At 34.2% G+C, this 15243-nt stretch carries 15 protein-coding genes and 1 other RNA gene; 7 read left to right on the plus strand and 9 right to left on the minus strand.

Going from position 1 to position 15243, the window contains the following annotated elements; all coding sequences use genetic code 11:
• Positions 1-70: 70 nt before the first annotated feature.
• On the minus strand, positions 71-2032 hold the full coding sequence (yidC, locus tag DIT68_RS02205; RefSeq protein WP_109358175.1) for a membrane protein insertase YidC: 1962 nt from the start codon (positions 2030-2032) through the stop codon (positions 71-73).
• Positions 2033-2068: 36 nt separating this feature from the next.
• On the minus strand, positions 2069-3679 hold the full coding sequence (locus DIT68_RS02210) for a CTP synthase (protein WP_109358176.1): 1611 nt from the start codon (positions 3677-3679) through the stop codon (positions 2069-2071).
• 150 nt (positions 3680-3829) lie between these two features.
• Between DIT68_RS02210 and DIT68_RS16250 the strand changes: the two genes are divergently transcribed.
• Complete coding sequence (locus DIT68_RS16250; RefSeq protein ID WP_158276093.1) at positions 3830-4006, plus strand: hypothetical protein; 177 nt, start codon at positions 3830-3832, stop codon at positions 4004-4006.
• 289 nt (positions 4007-4295) lie between these two features.
• Here DIT68_RS16250 and ffs read toward each other — a convergent pair.
• From ffs to DIT68_RS02225, 3 genes are all read right to left on the minus strand, one after another.
• An RNA gene (gene ffs, locus DIT68_RS02215) (signal recognition particle sRNA small type) lies at positions 4296-4388 on the minus strand.
• 54 nt (positions 4389-4442) lie between these two features.
• Positions 4443-5672, minus strand: a complete 1230-nt coding sequence (locus DIT68_RS02220; protein WP_109358177.1) for a 4-hydroxy-3-methylbut-2-enyl diphosphate reductase — start codon at positions 5670-5672, stop codon at positions 4443-4445.
• Between the two features lie 443 nt (positions 5673-6115).
• Positions 6116-7234 carry a hypothetical protein gene (locus DIT68_RS02225; protein WP_109358178.1) on the minus strand — a complete coding sequence of 373 codons (1119 nt, stop codon included), beginning with the start codon at positions 7232-7234 and terminating at the stop codon, positions 6116-6118.
• A 150-nt stretch (positions 7235-7384) separates the two neighbouring features.
• On the opposite strand from DIT68_RS02225, the gene DIT68_RS02230 reads away from it, so the two are divergent.
• The 3 genes from DIT68_RS02230 (at position 7385) to DIT68_RS02240 (ending at position 9666) form a co-directional block, all read left to right on the plus strand.
• Positions 7385-7909 (plus strand): hypothetical protein, encoded by a 525-nt coding sequence (locus tag DIT68_RS02230; RefSeq protein ID WP_109358179.1) that lies wholly within the window; start codon positions 7385-7387, stop codon positions 7907-7909.
• A 139-nt stretch (positions 7910-8048) separates the two neighbouring features.
• Complete coding sequence (locus tag DIT68_RS02235) at positions 8049-8243, plus strand: hypothetical protein (protein WP_109358180.1); 195 nt, start codon at positions 8049-8051, stop codon at positions 8241-8243.
• A gap of 988 nt (positions 8244-9231) precedes the next feature.
• Entirely contained in the window at positions 9232-9666 is a 435-nt protein-coding gene (locus tag DIT68_RS02240) for a helix-turn-helix domain-containing protein (protein WP_109358181.1), read from the plus strand.
• On the opposite strand, the gene mnmA is transcribed toward DIT68_RS02240, so the two are convergent.
• Positions 9656-10837, minus strand: coding sequence for a tRNA 2-thiouridine(34) synthase MnmA (gene mnmA / locus DIT68_RS02245; protein ID WP_109358182.1), 1182 nt, complete (start codon positions 10835-10837; stop codon positions 9656-9658). The two genes, DIT68_RS02240 and mnmA, sit on opposite strands and share 11 nt — an antisense overlap.
• 15 nt (positions 10838-10852) lie before the next feature.
• On the opposite strand from mnmA, the gene DIT68_RS02250 reads away from it, so the two are divergent.
• A complete protein-coding gene (locus DIT68_RS02250; RefSeq protein ID WP_109358183.1) occupies positions 10853-11080 on the plus strand; it encodes a hypothetical protein in 228 nt (75 codons plus the stop codon).
• Positions 11081-11102: 22 nt separating this feature from the next.
• Positions 11103-11819 carry a hypothetical protein gene (locus tag DIT68_RS02255; protein WP_109358184.1) on the plus strand — a complete coding sequence of 239 codons (717 nt, stop codon included), beginning with the start codon at positions 11103-11105 and terminating at the stop codon, positions 11817-11819.
• Between the two features lie 296 nt (positions 11820-12115).
• Here the strand turns inward: DIT68_RS02255 and DIT68_RS02260 are convergent, their stop codons facing one another.
• The 3 genes from DIT68_RS02260 to DIT68_RS02270 all read right to left on the minus strand — a co-directional run bounded on the left by DIT68_RS02260 (position 12116) and on the right by DIT68_RS02270 (position 14421).
• Positions 12116-12544, minus strand: coding sequence for an RNA recognition motif domain-containing protein (locus DIT68_RS02260; RefSeq protein WP_109358185.1), 429 nt, complete (start codon positions 12542-12544; stop codon positions 12116-12118).
• 109 nt (positions 12545-12653) lie between these two features.
• A complete protein-coding gene (locus tag DIT68_RS02265) occupies positions 12654-13388 on the minus strand; it encodes a LytR/AlgR family response regulator transcription factor (RefSeq protein WP_109358186.1) in 735 nt (244 codons plus the stop codon).
• On the minus strand, positions 13369-14421 hold the full coding sequence (locus DIT68_RS02270; RefSeq protein ID WP_109358187.1) for a sensor histidine kinase: 1053 nt from the start codon (positions 14419-14421) through the stop codon (positions 13369-13371). The genes DIT68_RS02265 and DIT68_RS02270 overlap by 20 nt, the downstream gene beginning before the upstream one ends.
• Positions 14422-14724: 303 nt before the next feature.
• Between DIT68_RS02270 and DIT68_RS02275 the strand changes: the two genes are divergently transcribed.
• Positions 14725-15171: a MarR family winged helix-turn-helix transcriptional regulator gene (locus tag DIT68_RS02275; protein WP_109358188.1), complete on the plus strand. Its 447-nt coding sequence runs from the start codon at positions 14725-14727 to the stop codon at positions 15169-15171.
• The last annotated feature ends 72 nt before the right edge of the window (positions 15172-15243 follow it).

Consider the following 15243-nt stretch of genomic DNA (forward strand, 5'->3'; position numbering starts at 1 on the left):
GATGTAAAAAGAAAGACCTTACTCTAAGCAGAATAAGGCCCTTCATTGTATTTTATAAAGAAATAGAAAATTACTTCTTACCGTTTTTTAGTTTTTCTTGCTGTGCTTTTTGCATTTGCTCTAAGCGTTCTTGGAATTTAGATTTTCCTTTTTTCTTTCCTTCCTTTTTACTCGCATCTTGGCGTTTGGCCATTTTTGCTTTCAATTTATCTTCATTCACAAAGAAATTCTTAATCATCACCATAGTTAAAATAGACATTAACGTTGAGATGAAGTAATAATAACTTAATCCTGATGCATAATTGTTGAAGAAGAAAATCATCATAATAGGGAAGAAGTACATGATAACTTTCATATTTGGCATTCCCGGCTGTGATGGTTGCTGCATGTTACTACTGTTTAAAACAGTGTAAAACAAAGTGGTTACCGCCATTAATAGGGTAAATAAACTTACGTGCGCACCATAAAATGGAATATTGAAACTTAAATCTAAAATAGAATCATAACTTGATAAATCTTCAGCCCAAAGAAAGCCTTCCTGACGCAAGGTAAAGGTACTTGGGAAAAAGCGGAAAACTGCAAACAAAATCGGCATTTGAATTAACATCGGAATACATCCCGCCAATGGACTTGCACCAGACTCTCGATAGAGTGACATCATTTCCATTTGTTTTTTCATAGCATCATCCTTTTCAGGATATTTTTTGTTGATTTCTTCAACCTCTGGCTTCAAAATTCTCATTTTCGCAGAAGAAGCATACATTTTCCATTGAATAGGAGTAAGGATTAGTTTGATAATTACAGTCAATAGTAAAATTGCAATACCTAAGCTCATTCCGTAACCTGCTAACCATACGAATAGGGGTTGAATTGCATAGATGTTAATCCATCTAAATAATCCCCAACCATAATTAATGATATCCTCACTACCATTAGCATAAGATTCTAATAAATCATAATCATTTGGACCAAAGAACCATTTCATCTCAGCGTTTCCAGAACCTGTATTACTCATTCCTATATTCATAGAAGAGCTATACTCTTTAATATGAGTTGAATCTTTAAAAGATCCTTCTTCGTAATTTGTTACTTTGAAATTCGTACCTTCCTTCTTGAAACTTTGATCTGGCATGATGATAGAAGAGAAGTAACTTTGTTTAAAAGCAACCCAATCAACATTCGTTTCTGCATTAAATTCATCATCGGAATATTCAGAAAGGTAATCATATGAGCCGTTTGATTCTTTAAAGAAGATGGTTGAAATTCTGCGTTGTTCAGAAAGTAATCTCTCTGTTTTCAACAGTTCAACATGCCAATCTAGGAAAACTTGATCTGAATTAACTTCACCTTCAAAGCCATTCATTTTCACCTCATAATTGATGTGGTATTGCTCTGGGGTAATCGAATAAATTTGTTCAATTGACTTACCGTCTTCAAAATTGGCTATAAAAGAAATGTAGTTGTCTGTATTTTTTGAAATCTCAAAAGCAATTCCAGTCGTATTTTGTTCACCTTCATTTGTTTTGAACCTCAAACCATTAGAAGCAACCTCTTCATTAAAAAGTTCAAGTGGATCAATCTTATCTGTTCCCGTATTTTTACTAAAATCATCATAAGTTTGGTGTTCTTTTAGGAATACACTTTTTACACCACCACCTTTATTCGTTAAAATAACTTTGAGTTTTTCATTCTCTAAGATATAAGTTTCTTCCTCTACATCTCTGGCTTTAACAACTCCTTCTTTTTTAGTCGGCGCAGCATCAATACTTCTATAAACAGTATTACCTAAACTATCAAAAACTGTGTTACCGTTTTCATCTAAAAGAGCAACTGGTTCTGCTTTTTCATCAGTTTCAATTGTAGTTTTCTTTTGTTCGTCTGCTTTTTCAACTGCTTCTTTTTGTTGCTGGGCTATTTGTTCTTGTTGCGCCATTCTTTCTTTCAGCTCTTCTTCCGAAGGCTGATTAAAAAAGGTGAAAAGCGCCAGTATTAAACCGATTAAACCTAAACCAATAATTGTATTTTTATCCATTACACTGTTTTTCTTATCTCTTTACTCTAAAATTTATTATTTTTTATTATCCAACACCGCCTTCACAAAACTTTTGAATAGGGGATGTGGAGTATCTACTGTGCTTTTGTATTCTGGGTGGAATTGAACCCCCACAAACCAAGGATGGTCTTCTACTTCAACCACTTCAACCAACCCGGTGTCCGGATTAAATCCTGTGGCTTTCATACCATTTTTTTCAAACTCCCCAAGAAATTCACTATTAAACTCGAATCTATGACGGTGGCGCTCCTTAATAACTTCTGTATTATAAGCTTCGTAAATTTTAGAATTAGGTTTTAATTCACATTTATACTGACCTAAACGCATTGTTCCTCCCATGTCAGATACAGTTTTTTGTTCTTCCATTAAACTGATGACAGGGCGCTTTGAATCTGGAGATATTTCAGCAGTATGCGCGTCATCCCAACCAATTACGTTTCTTGCAAACTCAATGACTGCACATTGCATTCCCAAACAAATACCCAAGAAAGGCAGCTTATTTTCCCTTGCATATTGAACAGCATTAATTTTCCCAGTGATTCCACGAGAACCAAATCCAGGAGCAACTAAAACACCGTCAAGGTGACCAAGCATTTCTTCGACATTGCCCTTAGTGATTTTTTCAGAGTGAATCCATTCTAAATTTACCTTGCATAAATTAGCTGTCCCACCATGAATAAATGCTTCATTGATAGATTTGTAAGCATCTTTTAATTCAACATATTTTCCAACCAATCCAATTGTGACCTCGGATTTTGGACTTTTCAAATTTTTCAAAAACGAATTCCAAGAAGTTAAATCAGGCTTAGATTTACGAGAAAGATTTAATCGCTTTAAAACTATTTCATCCAATTCCTCTTCCTGCATCATTAAAGGAACATCATAAATCGTATCAGCATCCATTGCTTCAATTACAGCTTCCGGAACTACATTACAAAATCGTGCAATTTTCTTACGTAGCTCTAAGTCTAATTTATGCTCTGTTCTACAACAAAGAATGTCGGGTTGAACACCTAATTCCAAAAGTTGTTTAACTGCATGTTGAGTTGGTTTTGTCTTCAATTCACCAGCAGCTTTGAGGTAAGGAACAAATGTTAAGTGAATCACTATACAATCATCCGCAAACTCCCATCTCATTTGTCTTAGGGCTTCTACGAAAGGAAGAGATTCTATATCTCCCACAGTTCCTCCAATTTCTGTAATAATAATGTCATATTTCCCATCTTTTCCAAGACGTTGAATATTCTCTTTGATTTCGTTTGTAATGTGCGGAATCACTTGAACAGTTTTTCCTAAATATTCACCTCTCCGCTCCTTATTAATCACGGATTGATAGATTCTACCCGTGGTAACATTGTTGGCTTGAGAAGTGGTTACATTTAAGAAACGTTCATAATGACCTAAATCTAAATCAGTCTCGGCACCGTCATCCGTCACATAACACTCGCCATGTTCGTATGGATTTAAAGTTCCAGGATCAATATTGATGTATGGATCTAATTTTTGAATTGTTGTTGAGTAACCGCGTGCTTGAAGAAGCTTGGCTAATGAAGCCGCTATAATTCCTTTCCCTAATGAGGATGCAACCCCACCAGTTACAAAGATATATTTCGTTGAATTTGACATTATAAATAGATTTGTAACTACGGGGGGCAAAGATACAACAATACTTAGGAGTTGAATGAAATCTTTATCTTTTTTTATGCGTCCCTATTGAAACAGTGAGAATGGTGTATTCAATATTCTGCAATGGAGAAAAGAACTCAATTATGAAGTATGGATTGGATGAAATATAAAGCGCTTACAGAAAATGGTTTAAGTCTTTGGTTTCTAAAAGTGAAAATAATTTCAGGGGAAGAAGCTTATTTAAAAAGCACTCAAGCGCTATTAAACAACAAGAGGAAGAAACTGGCGTTTCTCCCTCTTGCATATCAACCTAACTTAACCACCTAAATCACTACAAATGTAGTTTATTATGATTGCATAACCAAGAATTAAAACTCTAATTGTCGAATTTTAACATATTTAAACAACTGTTCCTTAAAAGGTTACCCTCAATGCTTGAAAAATATCAAAAAATAGCATTGTAAAGGAAAGTAAGGCTCATCTTATTTCTTCGGAAAATGAGCCAAATACAGTTTACATACGGTTCAGGGCCTGACGCCGTAGAAAGCGCTAATGAAATTTATTAATGTAAAAAAAGGAATGAAATAGTGGAGGAGGAGGTAAAAAAAAAGTGGGGTAAGCAACATGCATCGCACTGCTACAACCTCTTACCCTTGCTACATTCCTGTCCTGGGGGATTCAGAGGGAGCTAGTCGTACATAACTTACCCCGCAGCAAAATTAGTAATTTGATTTTAGTCTGCAAGCATTATCAATATAATTTATTAAATATTTTTTGCTGCTGCTGCAATCACATCATCAATTGACTTTGTATCATTGAAATAGGACAAAACTTTATGAAGAACTCTGTCTACAACAGCATCCGGACAAGACGCTCCCGAGGTTAGTACAATATCTAAGACATCGTTTTCTGGAAGAAAACCATTCGTTATTTCCAGCTCCTTTGAGTGAATGTTGAAGTGCTTAATTTCGTATTTGCTTTTTATATCGTCTTCGGTATTGATAAAGTAACAAGGATACTTTTCTTCCAGTAATTCAACCAAATGCGTGGTATTTGAACTATTGTATCCACCAACCACAATCGCAAGATCAGCATCAGACTCCATTAATCCATAAGTAGAATTTTGGTTATCATTCGTCGCGTAACAAAGGGTATCTCGGGTATCAGCAAAGTGGCTTTTTATTTTATCCAGACCGTATTTATGAATCATCGTGTCTTTAACAAAGTCCGCGATTTCTTGTGTTTCAGAGGCTAACATTGTAGTTTGATTAACCACACCAAGCTTATCTAGATGAACATCGACATCAAAGCCTTCGGTATATTTACCTTCAAAGTAAGTGTAAAAACTCTCTTTCGGCTTATTCCCCATAACAATATCCATTAGAAAAACAGTATCTCCAATATCGCGAACAACAACAGAAGGTGCATTAAAGGAACTGTGAGAAAAAGTTGCCCTTGTCTCTTCATGGTTATGTTTACCATGGATAATGATGCTATGATCAGACTCACCAAGACTTTTGGAACGGTTCCAAACTTTTTCAACAAAGGGGCAAGTCGTATTATACGCCTTAACATCTACACCTTTCTCTTCCAGTTTTACAACAGTCTCTAATGGAGCGCCAAAAGCAGGAATAATAATTACATCATCTGGCTTTAATTCATCAAAGGAAATTAATTCATTCCCTTCCGTGTCTTGGAGAAATTTAATTCCGTTATCCAACAAGTCTGCATTCACATTTGGATTATGAATCATTTGACTCAGCAAGAATATACGTTTACCCTGGTTTTCAACAATGGCCTTGTAAGAAATTTCAATTGCATTTTCAACGCCATAGCAAAACCCAAAATGTCTGGCGATATGGAAGCGTACTGGCCCAAAGTTAAGGATGGTTGGTGTAAAATCTTTTTTTCTAGGATCTGCCACCTTACGCAAATTCTTAACTTTAGATATAATAGGAGAGCGGTAAAACTCTGGGATATCAAACTCTTTCATCTTATTTTACTTTTACATTTCAAAGATAATGCTTATTTGTTGATTGAAGCGTTGTATTTTTATTAGACCTCAAAATGATAACTAAATGTTCACTTTAAAACATAGATTGCTTAAGAAAGTTTATGCGCACAGAATTTTGATATCCAATACAAAATTGATTTTTGCAATTTTTAATAATTCAGACTTCACAATTAAATTTGTAAAAACCTTGTAGTCAAGTGTTAAAATTCAAACACCTAAAGTAGTTGTGTGATGTTTATCTGAAAAAGGAAGAATTCAAAAAAATGCATTTTAAGAGCTGTTAAGCACTTAGTTTTAAAGAAAATAAGGGCTTTAAACAAAACGACTTGTTTTTAAATAGAAAAACCTATAGTTTAATTCAAGTCTATTAATTGATTTACTACCAAAGAACTAAAGGTACAAATCTTACTCATCTACAAGCATCAAGAAACATTACTTACACGTGTGCTAGCATTTTGATTACTTGACTGATCGAGTAATGATATTGGTCGAATAGCTTTACGAATATTCATCCATTTTTCCGGATATTGCTGAAGCAGATAAGCAATTTTAGATTTCTTTTTCTTGATGGCATCTGTTATCGCAGGAGGTGTAACTGGAGGATCCAACTGTGCTGCAACATTTTTTCCATTTATAGAAAGCCCAAGCGCTGCTGCACGTAAAGCAGCCTCCTCGTATTTATCCAGTAAGAATGAAGTTTTACCGTCGTTTTGATTGATAGTCGTCTTCGGCTTGTTTTCAGGTTGTTTCAGTTTATTTAACTGGACATGATCTACTGTAACTTGAATCGTATCATCCGAAATATTTAAATTATAAGCTAAATAGACAGAATTTTTGATAATCAACTCAATCTGATCTATAGTTAAACGCTCCTTCGCCAACTTGAAAATTACTTCATTATTAATAACGAATAATTTCTTGAGTTCTTTTTCTAACTTATTTTTGAAATCGTTAATAATATTTCGAATCGACGAGCTATATAACTGTTCTGTAGATTTCAAATCATCAGTTAGTTGCTTAATTCTTAAATCTTTCTTTCGGTTTATATGTTGCACACTTTCCAAGAAATCTCTTTCCTGGACCACCCGAGTGTGTTCAGCTGAAAATATCGAACTTAAAATATGGCTCAAGATATGTTTTTCCTGAGTGCTCATTCCTTTGAATTTGCTATTTAAACTTTTCAGAAAAACGTTCTGAGGAAAGGCTATAGAGACTACATCTTTAAAACTATCGATGGGAGAGGGAAAATATAACCTTAATACGTTCAACTCATCCTCATCTTCAAAAGTCAATTGATTTTTTGATTTTTTATCTTCAGTAAACGGTTCCGGATTAGTCGTCCATTCTGAATTTAGCTGTGTATTCCTGATGTTTTGTGCCTTAACTTTTAGGTAATTATTCAGCGGGATTCCCTCGTTTGTAGAATAAATTTGCTTGTCGTAATCGAGCCAAATAGCAGATACGACAGTAACACCGGGTAAAAACTCAGTTACCCTTTCAAGAATATAGGGGATGGGGTGATATGTACCAGCAAGTCTCAAGAATTAGCAAAAATAGAAAAACTTAACTTAATTCATTACTTAATCTGCTTAATTAAGCTTAATGAATTAACTTAATATTAGTATACCGCTTAATTCATCAAAAAGTTACAACCAAACTCCGGATATTTGCATTCAACAACAATAATAGTCATGCAAGCAACCCTCTCAGAAGACAATAGAATTTTATTAGAAGACCTCAAGTCAGAGCTAATAATAGTTAAGCAAGAAGCCACAGAATTAAGTATTTCTTTATTAATTCAATTGAAGACACTAATGTTTCAATTTTTATTAAGCTACAAAGAGTATTCTTTAACCAACATTCGAGAATATGGTATTGCTGAAATCTTGATGAATAGAGCGAATAGATTTTTTCGACTAGACAACGAAGAAGATGAGCCTAAAAAACCCAAGAAAAAAACTAAATCTAAATTACAGCTTAAATACAAAAGAAAAAATTCGAATCCGGCACAAGAGAGAGTTGAAAAAACAAGCGCGCATAAATCTGGCAAAATCAAAACCAAGTCCAAAAAAACGTATAAGTACATCTTAAAAAGGTTGATAAAGATAATTTTATTCCCATTTTACATTCTTATTCTTATTCTTGGAATGCTTTTAGAATCAGAAAGTAATGAAAATTCTAGTAAAAATGTAAAAAACAAATACACACCTTATTGATTTGATAAACAACAGAATACACGATATATCCTCGAGTTATAATTTAGAAAATTATTGAAATATGTTAATTTTATTTAGAAAATTGTAACTTATTGATTGATTGAACGTAACAACGAGAAGTTATTTTAAACAGAGAGATATGAGGAATCGATATGTAATAGCACTAAATCGCATGGTAATTACCAATGAACGAATGGAAAAACATCAAGCGCAAAGAGAAGAGCGATCAATCTCAATAATTGAAATTTCAAAAATTATGGATTTAGTTAGCAAGTATCCTGCTCGAAAAATTGAACAAGATCAATTGCTTACATGTGGATTTTCAAAGAATTAAGTTTTTATTTGTTTATAGTTTAACGTTGTTTTATTTATTTAAGGAGGAGTTTAAAAACTCCTCTTTTATTTGTTACTCATGATCTTGAAGCCTTCGCATAATAGAATGACTTAGTCCTTATAATTTAACCCACAACTCTAACAAATAAGACACGAATAAAGTATGAGACCTTACGCAATTAAATCCTAAAGCTACAATGTCAAATTTTTATTAGGTATTCTACTTACAAACAAGGCTAACTCTCTACAAAATAAAACTCTTAACCATAAGGTAATGTGCCAAAGAGGATAAACTATAATCCAGCACGTAAGTATAGATCATTCTAACTCGAATAAGATAAAAACAAGACCAATTCATTTGAAACTGAACTCTATTCATCATTCATCTTAAAAATTATAATGTCAGTTCTTTCTTAACCTCGAAAGTCAATGAAGCTTTGTAAGTATAGAGATAGTATACTGATGATCAATTCAAATTAACTCTACTAAAAGCTTGTGTAACTTTAACCTTCATGATTAACAAAGTCCTTGGTTTGTTTTTAAAAGCAATCGTATTCCAAATGAAATTACGACAAAAAGGAGGAAAGCTGAATGAAGACGCTACCCGCAACTCAAAAGTACAGTAGAAATCGATAGTTTTTAGCTTGTTTAAACCTTAAAATGTAGAACAGTAAAAAAAACACAACGTGACATGCAACTTTGAAGAAGTAGAGAAGTAGAGCAGGAGTACACAAATCAGTAAATTCAATAATTTACGCATCAAAAAAGAATGTAAATCTACATTAAACTAGCACATAACAACCTGTTGGTGGGAGGTGAAGCCATTAACACAAGCCACAAAACCAAATAGAAAGCAACAAGAATAAGTTGACAAATGTAACATTGTTTTATTTACAAATCTAAACGATATGCAAAAGATGAAATAAAAATATAGTTTACTTTTGTAATTTATTCCGCAAAACCATTAACTTTACATCAAATAATTATTTATGTCAATTAGCGAAAGGTTACAAATGGTAATAAAAATGAACGGAATGACAAATGCATCATTTGCAGATGAAATAGGAGTTCAACGCTCTAGTATTTCTCATGTTCTTGCGGGGCGTAACAAGCCTAGCATAGATTTTATTCAAAAGATCTTAACCACATTTCCCAAGGTGAATGCCGATTGGTTGATCACGGGGAAGAAAATAGGGCGAAATACGGAGCAAGTCAATACAATGAAAACGCCTGAGAAAGACAACAAGGACTTAAGTGACTTTACCGTAGCCCCAACAATCAAGGAGGAGGAATCCGCTCCCTATGAAGGAAAAACAAGCCCAAGTTCAATCACTGCGTCGATTGGTGAAAATAAAAGACGGATAACGAAAGTCCTTGTATTTTACAACGATGGGACTTTTGAAGAAACTGTAGCTAAGCACTAATAACACCAGAACCCAATAATTCGTCATTGTCATCATAAAAAGCACAGAACTGCCCTGGTGTAATGCCTTTTTGAAGTTCATCAAATAAAACGTAGGTATAGCTGTTTTTACGCAAGACTTGCGCTTTTTGCAAAGTTTGTCTATAACGAATCCGAACGAGCACATGAAGAACTTTACCTTCTTTGAACTGATTGTTTAAATTAGCAAACACAAGAGATTTACTATCAATTTTTAAAGCAGGCTTATTTAAAGCCTTATGACTATCTTTTTGACCACTAAAAATCAAGTTATTCACCGTATCTACCTCAATTACAAAAGATGGATTCGGACGCCCACCAATTGCAAGACCTTTTCTTTGTCCAATAGTATAAAAATGAGCTCCTTGATGAGTCGCAACCTCAATCCCATCATTTTCTTTAAAATGAACAGGACTGACCAATTCCTCTATGTGGTCAAAATCACGTGGGATATTATGAAAATCTGATAAAACCGGCAGCTCCTCAGCGATTTCAATTACCTTACCTGTTTTCACTTTAAGTTGTTGCTGTAAAAACTCTGGCAAACTGACTTTACCAATAAAACAAAGTCCTTGAGAATCTTTTTTATCCGCCGTTATTAAATCTTGCTCTCTCGCAATGCGGCGAACTTCATCCTTCTGTAAATCCCCAATAGGGAAGAGGGCTTTACTTAACTGATCTTGATTCAGCTGACATAAAAAGTAAGACTGATCTTTATTCCTATCCAGCCCAGCCATTAAGCTAACACTTCCGTCTGCATTATCTTTCCGTCTGCAATAGTGACCCGTAGCCACATAATCCACACCTAATTCCATTGCCCGTTCCATAAACACATCAAACTTAATCTCACGATTACACAGCACGTCCGGATTCGGTGTTCTTCCTGCAGCATACTCATCAAACATATATTCTACAATACGCTCTTTGTATTCTTCGCTTAGGTCAATCACCTGAAAAGGAATTCCTAACTTATTAGCAACCAGTAGTGCGTCATTAGAGTCATCTATCCAAGGACATTCATCGGAAAGTGTAACTGATTCATCGTGCCAATTTTTCATGAACAAGCCAATAACATCATAACCCTGTTCCTTTAACAAGTATGCTGCGACACTTGAATCTACACCTCCTGATAATCCTACTACTACACGTTTCATTGCTAAATTTTGAGAATGCAAATTTACACAAGTTTTGGGTCTAAACAAAATGATGGAGATAAGGACGTATTTTTAATGTCGGTATTTACAATTGTGTATTTATTAGACAATGAAGAATTCTTATTTCTGTTTACAAAAGTATATAATTTACTTTCTTACAACCGTATTGATTTACAAAAGTATACAAGTGTGTTTTTATATTATTTTAACTATGTTACAAATGTAAACGTATCAATTCGATAATAATTTTCAATATATTTACTGCATGAAGAAAACAGTACTCTCCATTGGATTAGCTTTCGGTAGTTGGAGTTTTGCTCAAGGGCAATGCGAAGAAATATATTTAAAAGGATCTGTAAAGGACACCGCCATGGCGCAAAGCTTTTATAATTTAATGGTCATCAACATTACCACTCAGCAAGGAGTTTTTGGTCGGCCTAATGGAGATTTTTCTGTTTATGTTCGTCCAGGAGATAGAATTGCGTTTTCAGTGAAAGGTTATGGTAAAAAGTTTATCGATATACCGCAACAGAATAAATGTTCAATTGACACCCTCGTTTATTTGAGCCCAAATATTCAGAAATTTGAAGAAGTTCAAATTTATCCTATAAAGTCCTTAGAAAAAATTAAAGCGGAGCGCGAGGAGCTTAGCATGAGAGAGACGAGGACTGTTACGGGTGTTAATGCATTGAGTAGTCCAATTACTTTTTTATACGAAAGGTTCAGTCAAAAAGCAAAATCCAAACGTCAAGTGGCAGAAATGGAACATCAAGACAACATCAACAACGTTGTGAAAGAGTTGCTGCGTGTTTTTGTTTCTTATGATGTGGTTTATTTGGAAGAAGAGCAGTTTATGGCTTTCATCAACTTCTTAAATATCGATGAACACTTCCTAAGAACAGCATCTGATTATGACCTGATTGTTTATATACAAGACAAACTAGAGCACTATAAATACCTACATCCCGATTTATTTAAATAATTATTATTGTCTTGCCAAGGGTAAACATGTTGATTAACTAAAAGCTGAATATTCTGTGAATACTTTATAGGCGATCCTTCAGCTTTTTAATTCTTTGGCTATTCAATCTCTATTGAACAATTTATCTTATTTGACGGTCAAACAGTGATACTTGCGCTGAATCTGAAATCTTGGCTTGCGCAATGTCCTGTAAGAATTGACTAAAATGTTCTAAAACAAAAAAACCGATCTATCAGATAGTCGGTCAATTTGTAATTTAGAATGAAGCACCTCATTCAATAATTTAAAAGCTTTGCTTAATCTTCTTTCTTTTTTCTTCTTGGTCGCATCACTCTTCTCTCCACTGTTTTTACCTCTTTCACCACCTTAGACTTTCTTTCCTCCGGATTTCTGTCCTCAGATCTTCTTTCTGGTCTTGGCGCAGAAGAAGGTTTGGAAGTGAAATTATCTTTTGGCTTATCAATGTTTTGCGGACGTTTTTCTTTAGGCGTAGCTAGTTTTACGTCTAAAACCCTACCATTAACCTCCATTCCGTTCAATTGATTTATCGCTGTATTGGCCTGAGAAAGATCCTCCATCTCAATATAACCATAGCCCTTCGACTTTTTGGTTTTGTTGTCGTACACTACATGTGCATAAGTAACTTCACCGAATTGTGAAAAAGTGGCTCTAAGGTCATCAGAAGTGATTCCAAAATCTAGGTTGGCTATAAATATATTTGTCATTACTAAATTGTTTCTCTCAATTGTTGTCCGCAAATTTACATTTTACATTTCAAAAAACACAGAGAAAAATGATTATATGCATATTTAATGTTAAAAATGTTACATAAAATCAAAGCATCATGATGTCCTTGAACCTTATTGTTTGTCGGCGGGAGACTTCTATTTCTTTTTCATCAGAAAGCTTAACTTTTAATCCACCGTTAAACCAATTTTCTATACTTTCTATGTGGTGAATGTTGATTAAATACTTTCGATTGGCCCTAAAAAAGTCTTCTGTAGACAACCTTTCTTGAAGAGCATTTAAGCTTCTCAAAATCATTGGACGCTCATCATTAAAGAAAACTCGCACATAATTTCCCTGACTTTCAAAATAACGTACATCTTGCAATTTTGGAAAAAAACATTTCTCACCATCCTTCAAAAAAATATGATCACTAATCGTAAGTTTTCTCTCTGTTCTGTGGTTTTCATCAGGTGAATAGAAATCTTCCTCTTGACTGTTCTCTAATTTCTCTATGGTACCTTTCAACAACTCCGGTTCTACAGGTTTCAGCAGATAATCCAATGCATCGACCTTAAAAGCCTCAATTGCATGGTCATCATAAGCTGTTACAAAAATAACCTTGGGTATTTCTTCTAGGTTTTTTAGCATTTCGAAACCACTCATCTCAGGCATTTGAATATCCAAAAAAATCAAATCAGGATTCAATTCTTTAATCAGCTGAATACCTTCCTTGCCATTCGTAGCTTCACCAATAATCGTGATTGTATCTTTGTGTGCTTCCAGCAAGAGCTTTAATTCTTGTCTTGCCAATCTTTCATCGTCAATGATTATTGCTTTCATAACTTCGTTCTATTAGTTTCTTTTTATTAATCCAAATATGCGAATATACTTTGTTTTCTTTGTTTTTTATTCCGAAACCTGCTTCTTGTCCATATAATATTTCAAGCCTTCGTTTTGTGTTTTTTATCCCGATTCCATGATTTTGACGCTCATTGTATTCTCCATCATTGATCACTTCCATGATTAAATTTTGCTCACGTAAATAGACATTTACAACTATTTCACCTCCTTTTAATTTTTTAGACACTCCATGTTTAATGGCGTTCTCAACCATACTTTGAATTAAAAATGGAGGAATTTGAATACTCTTTTGAGGTTCACAATTTAAAGTATAACTTAACCTTTCTTCATAACGAATCTTCTCAAGCTTTAGGTATTCCTCCACGAGTAACATCTCCTCCTTTAAGCTTATAAATGATTTTTTACCCAACATAAGTGAATTTCTCAATAAACTTGAAAGCGTAGTTATGGCCGACTTTGCTGAAGTGGGCTCAATTTCAATTAACGCTCTTATACTGTTCAAAGAATTAAATAAAAAATGAGGATTCAGCTGATCTCTCAAGGCTTTTAACTCATTTTGCGTCTGACTTGCCTGCAACCTTAAGTTATTTATTTCTTGTAGTCTCGATTTCTGTAGTAAATGATAAGTTAAGTAAACTGCACTCCACATAATTAAAAATAATGAGTAGAGTAGAGAGTTGATAATGAATTCAGAAAATGGAATCCATCCTTCACCATAAAAAATTACAGTGCTTAAACTGGTAATAAGCATTAGCAAAGTAGAAAGCAAAAATGATAAAGTAACAACACGAGGGATTAATGAAGCTAATTTTAAGTTCAGCCAACTTCTTTTGATGAATGCCCATCGGATAATATTTGAAAAGAAGATCAAGAGCAGGTAAAGCTCCATTAGTTTTAAGCCAGTGCGAAAGCTAAGCTCACCTTGAACAAAGGCCGCTATACCTATAATTCCACAAAGCACCCCCCAGGCGACCAGCTGAACAATCCAATAGAGTAACTTGTGTTTTCCCATTTTTTAAAACTAATTATTAAATTTTTAATGTCGGCATTCATTGTAGAAATAATTTAAAGGTAAGGGGCTTTCTGTTTGTGGCTAAGTTCATAACAGATGAAATTTATTCCCACTTAAAAGCGGGAAAGAGAATAGGTTTACTCTTGGGGAGAATTATGCACCAGTCAAAAGTAGACTACCCTGTTTAAAAGCAATAGAATCAATATTAATGGTGTGATGCTTCTGTCCAACCACTATTTAGAATGATTCAATAGTAGCTTATAATTTTGAATATGTTACCAAGGTAATTATCTTTGCGCCATTATGAAAAAAATCGAAGAAATTATAACCGCCAATTTTAAGGATGAACATCATAAGGCACTCATAAACATTAGGTATACATCGAACTATATAGGCGTATACTACAACCATCAATTAGAAGTTTTTGACCTGACATTGGCTCAGTTTAATATTTTGCGAATTTTAAGAGGAGCAAACAAGCGATTGAGCATTAAAACAGTTAAAAACCGAATGGTTGAAAAATCACCAAACACGACACGGCTGGTAGATAAATTAATTGCAAAAGATTTTGTGAAACGCTCAAGAAGTGAAAAGGACCGCAGAATTGTAAACATCGAAATCACAGCACTGGGGCTAGAAACACTAGCGAAGTTGGATGTGCAATTTGAAGACAACTATTTCAGACAAAACCTAAGTTCAGAAGAGGTGAAGACCTTGAACCACTTGTTGGATAAATTCAGGAAGGAGTAAACAACTTTTTACTTTAGCTGTTCCTCGATACAGACGTTACTATAAGGTTAAATTAATTTACAAACCAATTCC

It is taken from the genome of Brumimicrobium oceani (assembly GCF_003143775.1).
GTDB lineage: Bacteria > Bacteroidota > Bacteroidia > Flavobacteriales_D > Crocinitomicaceae > Brumimicrobium > Brumimicrobium oceani.

Coding starts and splice junctions, on each gene's coding strand:
- yidC (WP_109358175.1), bottom strand. CDS start 2,032: ATGGATAAAAATACAATTATTGGTTTAGGTTTAATCGGTTTAATACTG.
- DIT68_RS02240 (WP_109358181.1), top strand. CDS start 9,232: ATGTCAATTAGCGAAAGGTTACAAATGGTAATAAAAATGAACGGAATG.
- DIT68_RS02270 (WP_109358187.1), bottom strand. CDS start 14,421: ATGGGAAAACACAAGTTACTCTATTGGATTGTTCAGCTGGTCGCCTGG.
- DIT68_RS02265 (WP_109358186.1), bottom strand. CDS start 13,388: ATGAAAGCAATAATCATTGACGATGAAAGATTGGCAAGACAAGAATTA.
- DIT68_RS02210 (WP_109358176.1), bottom strand. CDS start 3,679: ATGTCAAATTCAACGAAATATATCTTTGTAACTGGTGGGGTTGCATCC.
- DIT68_RS02260 (WP_109358185.1), bottom strand. CDS start 12,544: ATGACAAATATATTTATAGCCAACCTAGATTTTGGAATCACTTCTGAT.
- DIT68_RS02235 (WP_109358180.1), top strand. CDS start 8,049: ATGAGGAATCGATATGTAATAGCACTAAATCGCATGGTAATTACCAAT.
- DIT68_RS16250 (WP_158276093.1), top strand. CDS start 3,830: ATGGATTGGATGAAATATAAAGCGCTTACAGAAAATGGTTTAAGTCTT.
- DIT68_RS02255 (WP_109358184.1), top strand. CDS start 11,103: ATGAAGAAAACAGTACTCTCCATTGGATTAGCTTTCGGTAGTTGGAGT.
- DIT68_RS02220 (WP_109358177.1), bottom strand. CDS start 5,672: ATGAAAGAGTTTGATATCCCAGAGTTTTACCGCTCTCCTATTATATCT.
- mnmA (WP_109358182.1), bottom strand. CDS start 10,837: ATGAAACGTGTAGTAGTAGGATTATCAGGAGGTGTAGATTCAAGTGTC.
- DIT68_RS02230 (WP_109358179.1), top strand. CDS start 7,385: ATGCAAGCAACCCTCTCAGAAGACAATAGAATTTTATTAGAAGACCTC.
- DIT68_RS02275 (WP_109358188.1), top strand. CDS start 14,725: ATGAAAAAAATCGAAGAAATTATAACCGCCAATTTTAAGGATGAACAT.
- DIT68_RS02250 (WP_109358183.1), top strand. CDS start 10,853: ATGCAAATTTACACAAGTTTTGGGTCTAAACAAAATGATGGAGATAAG.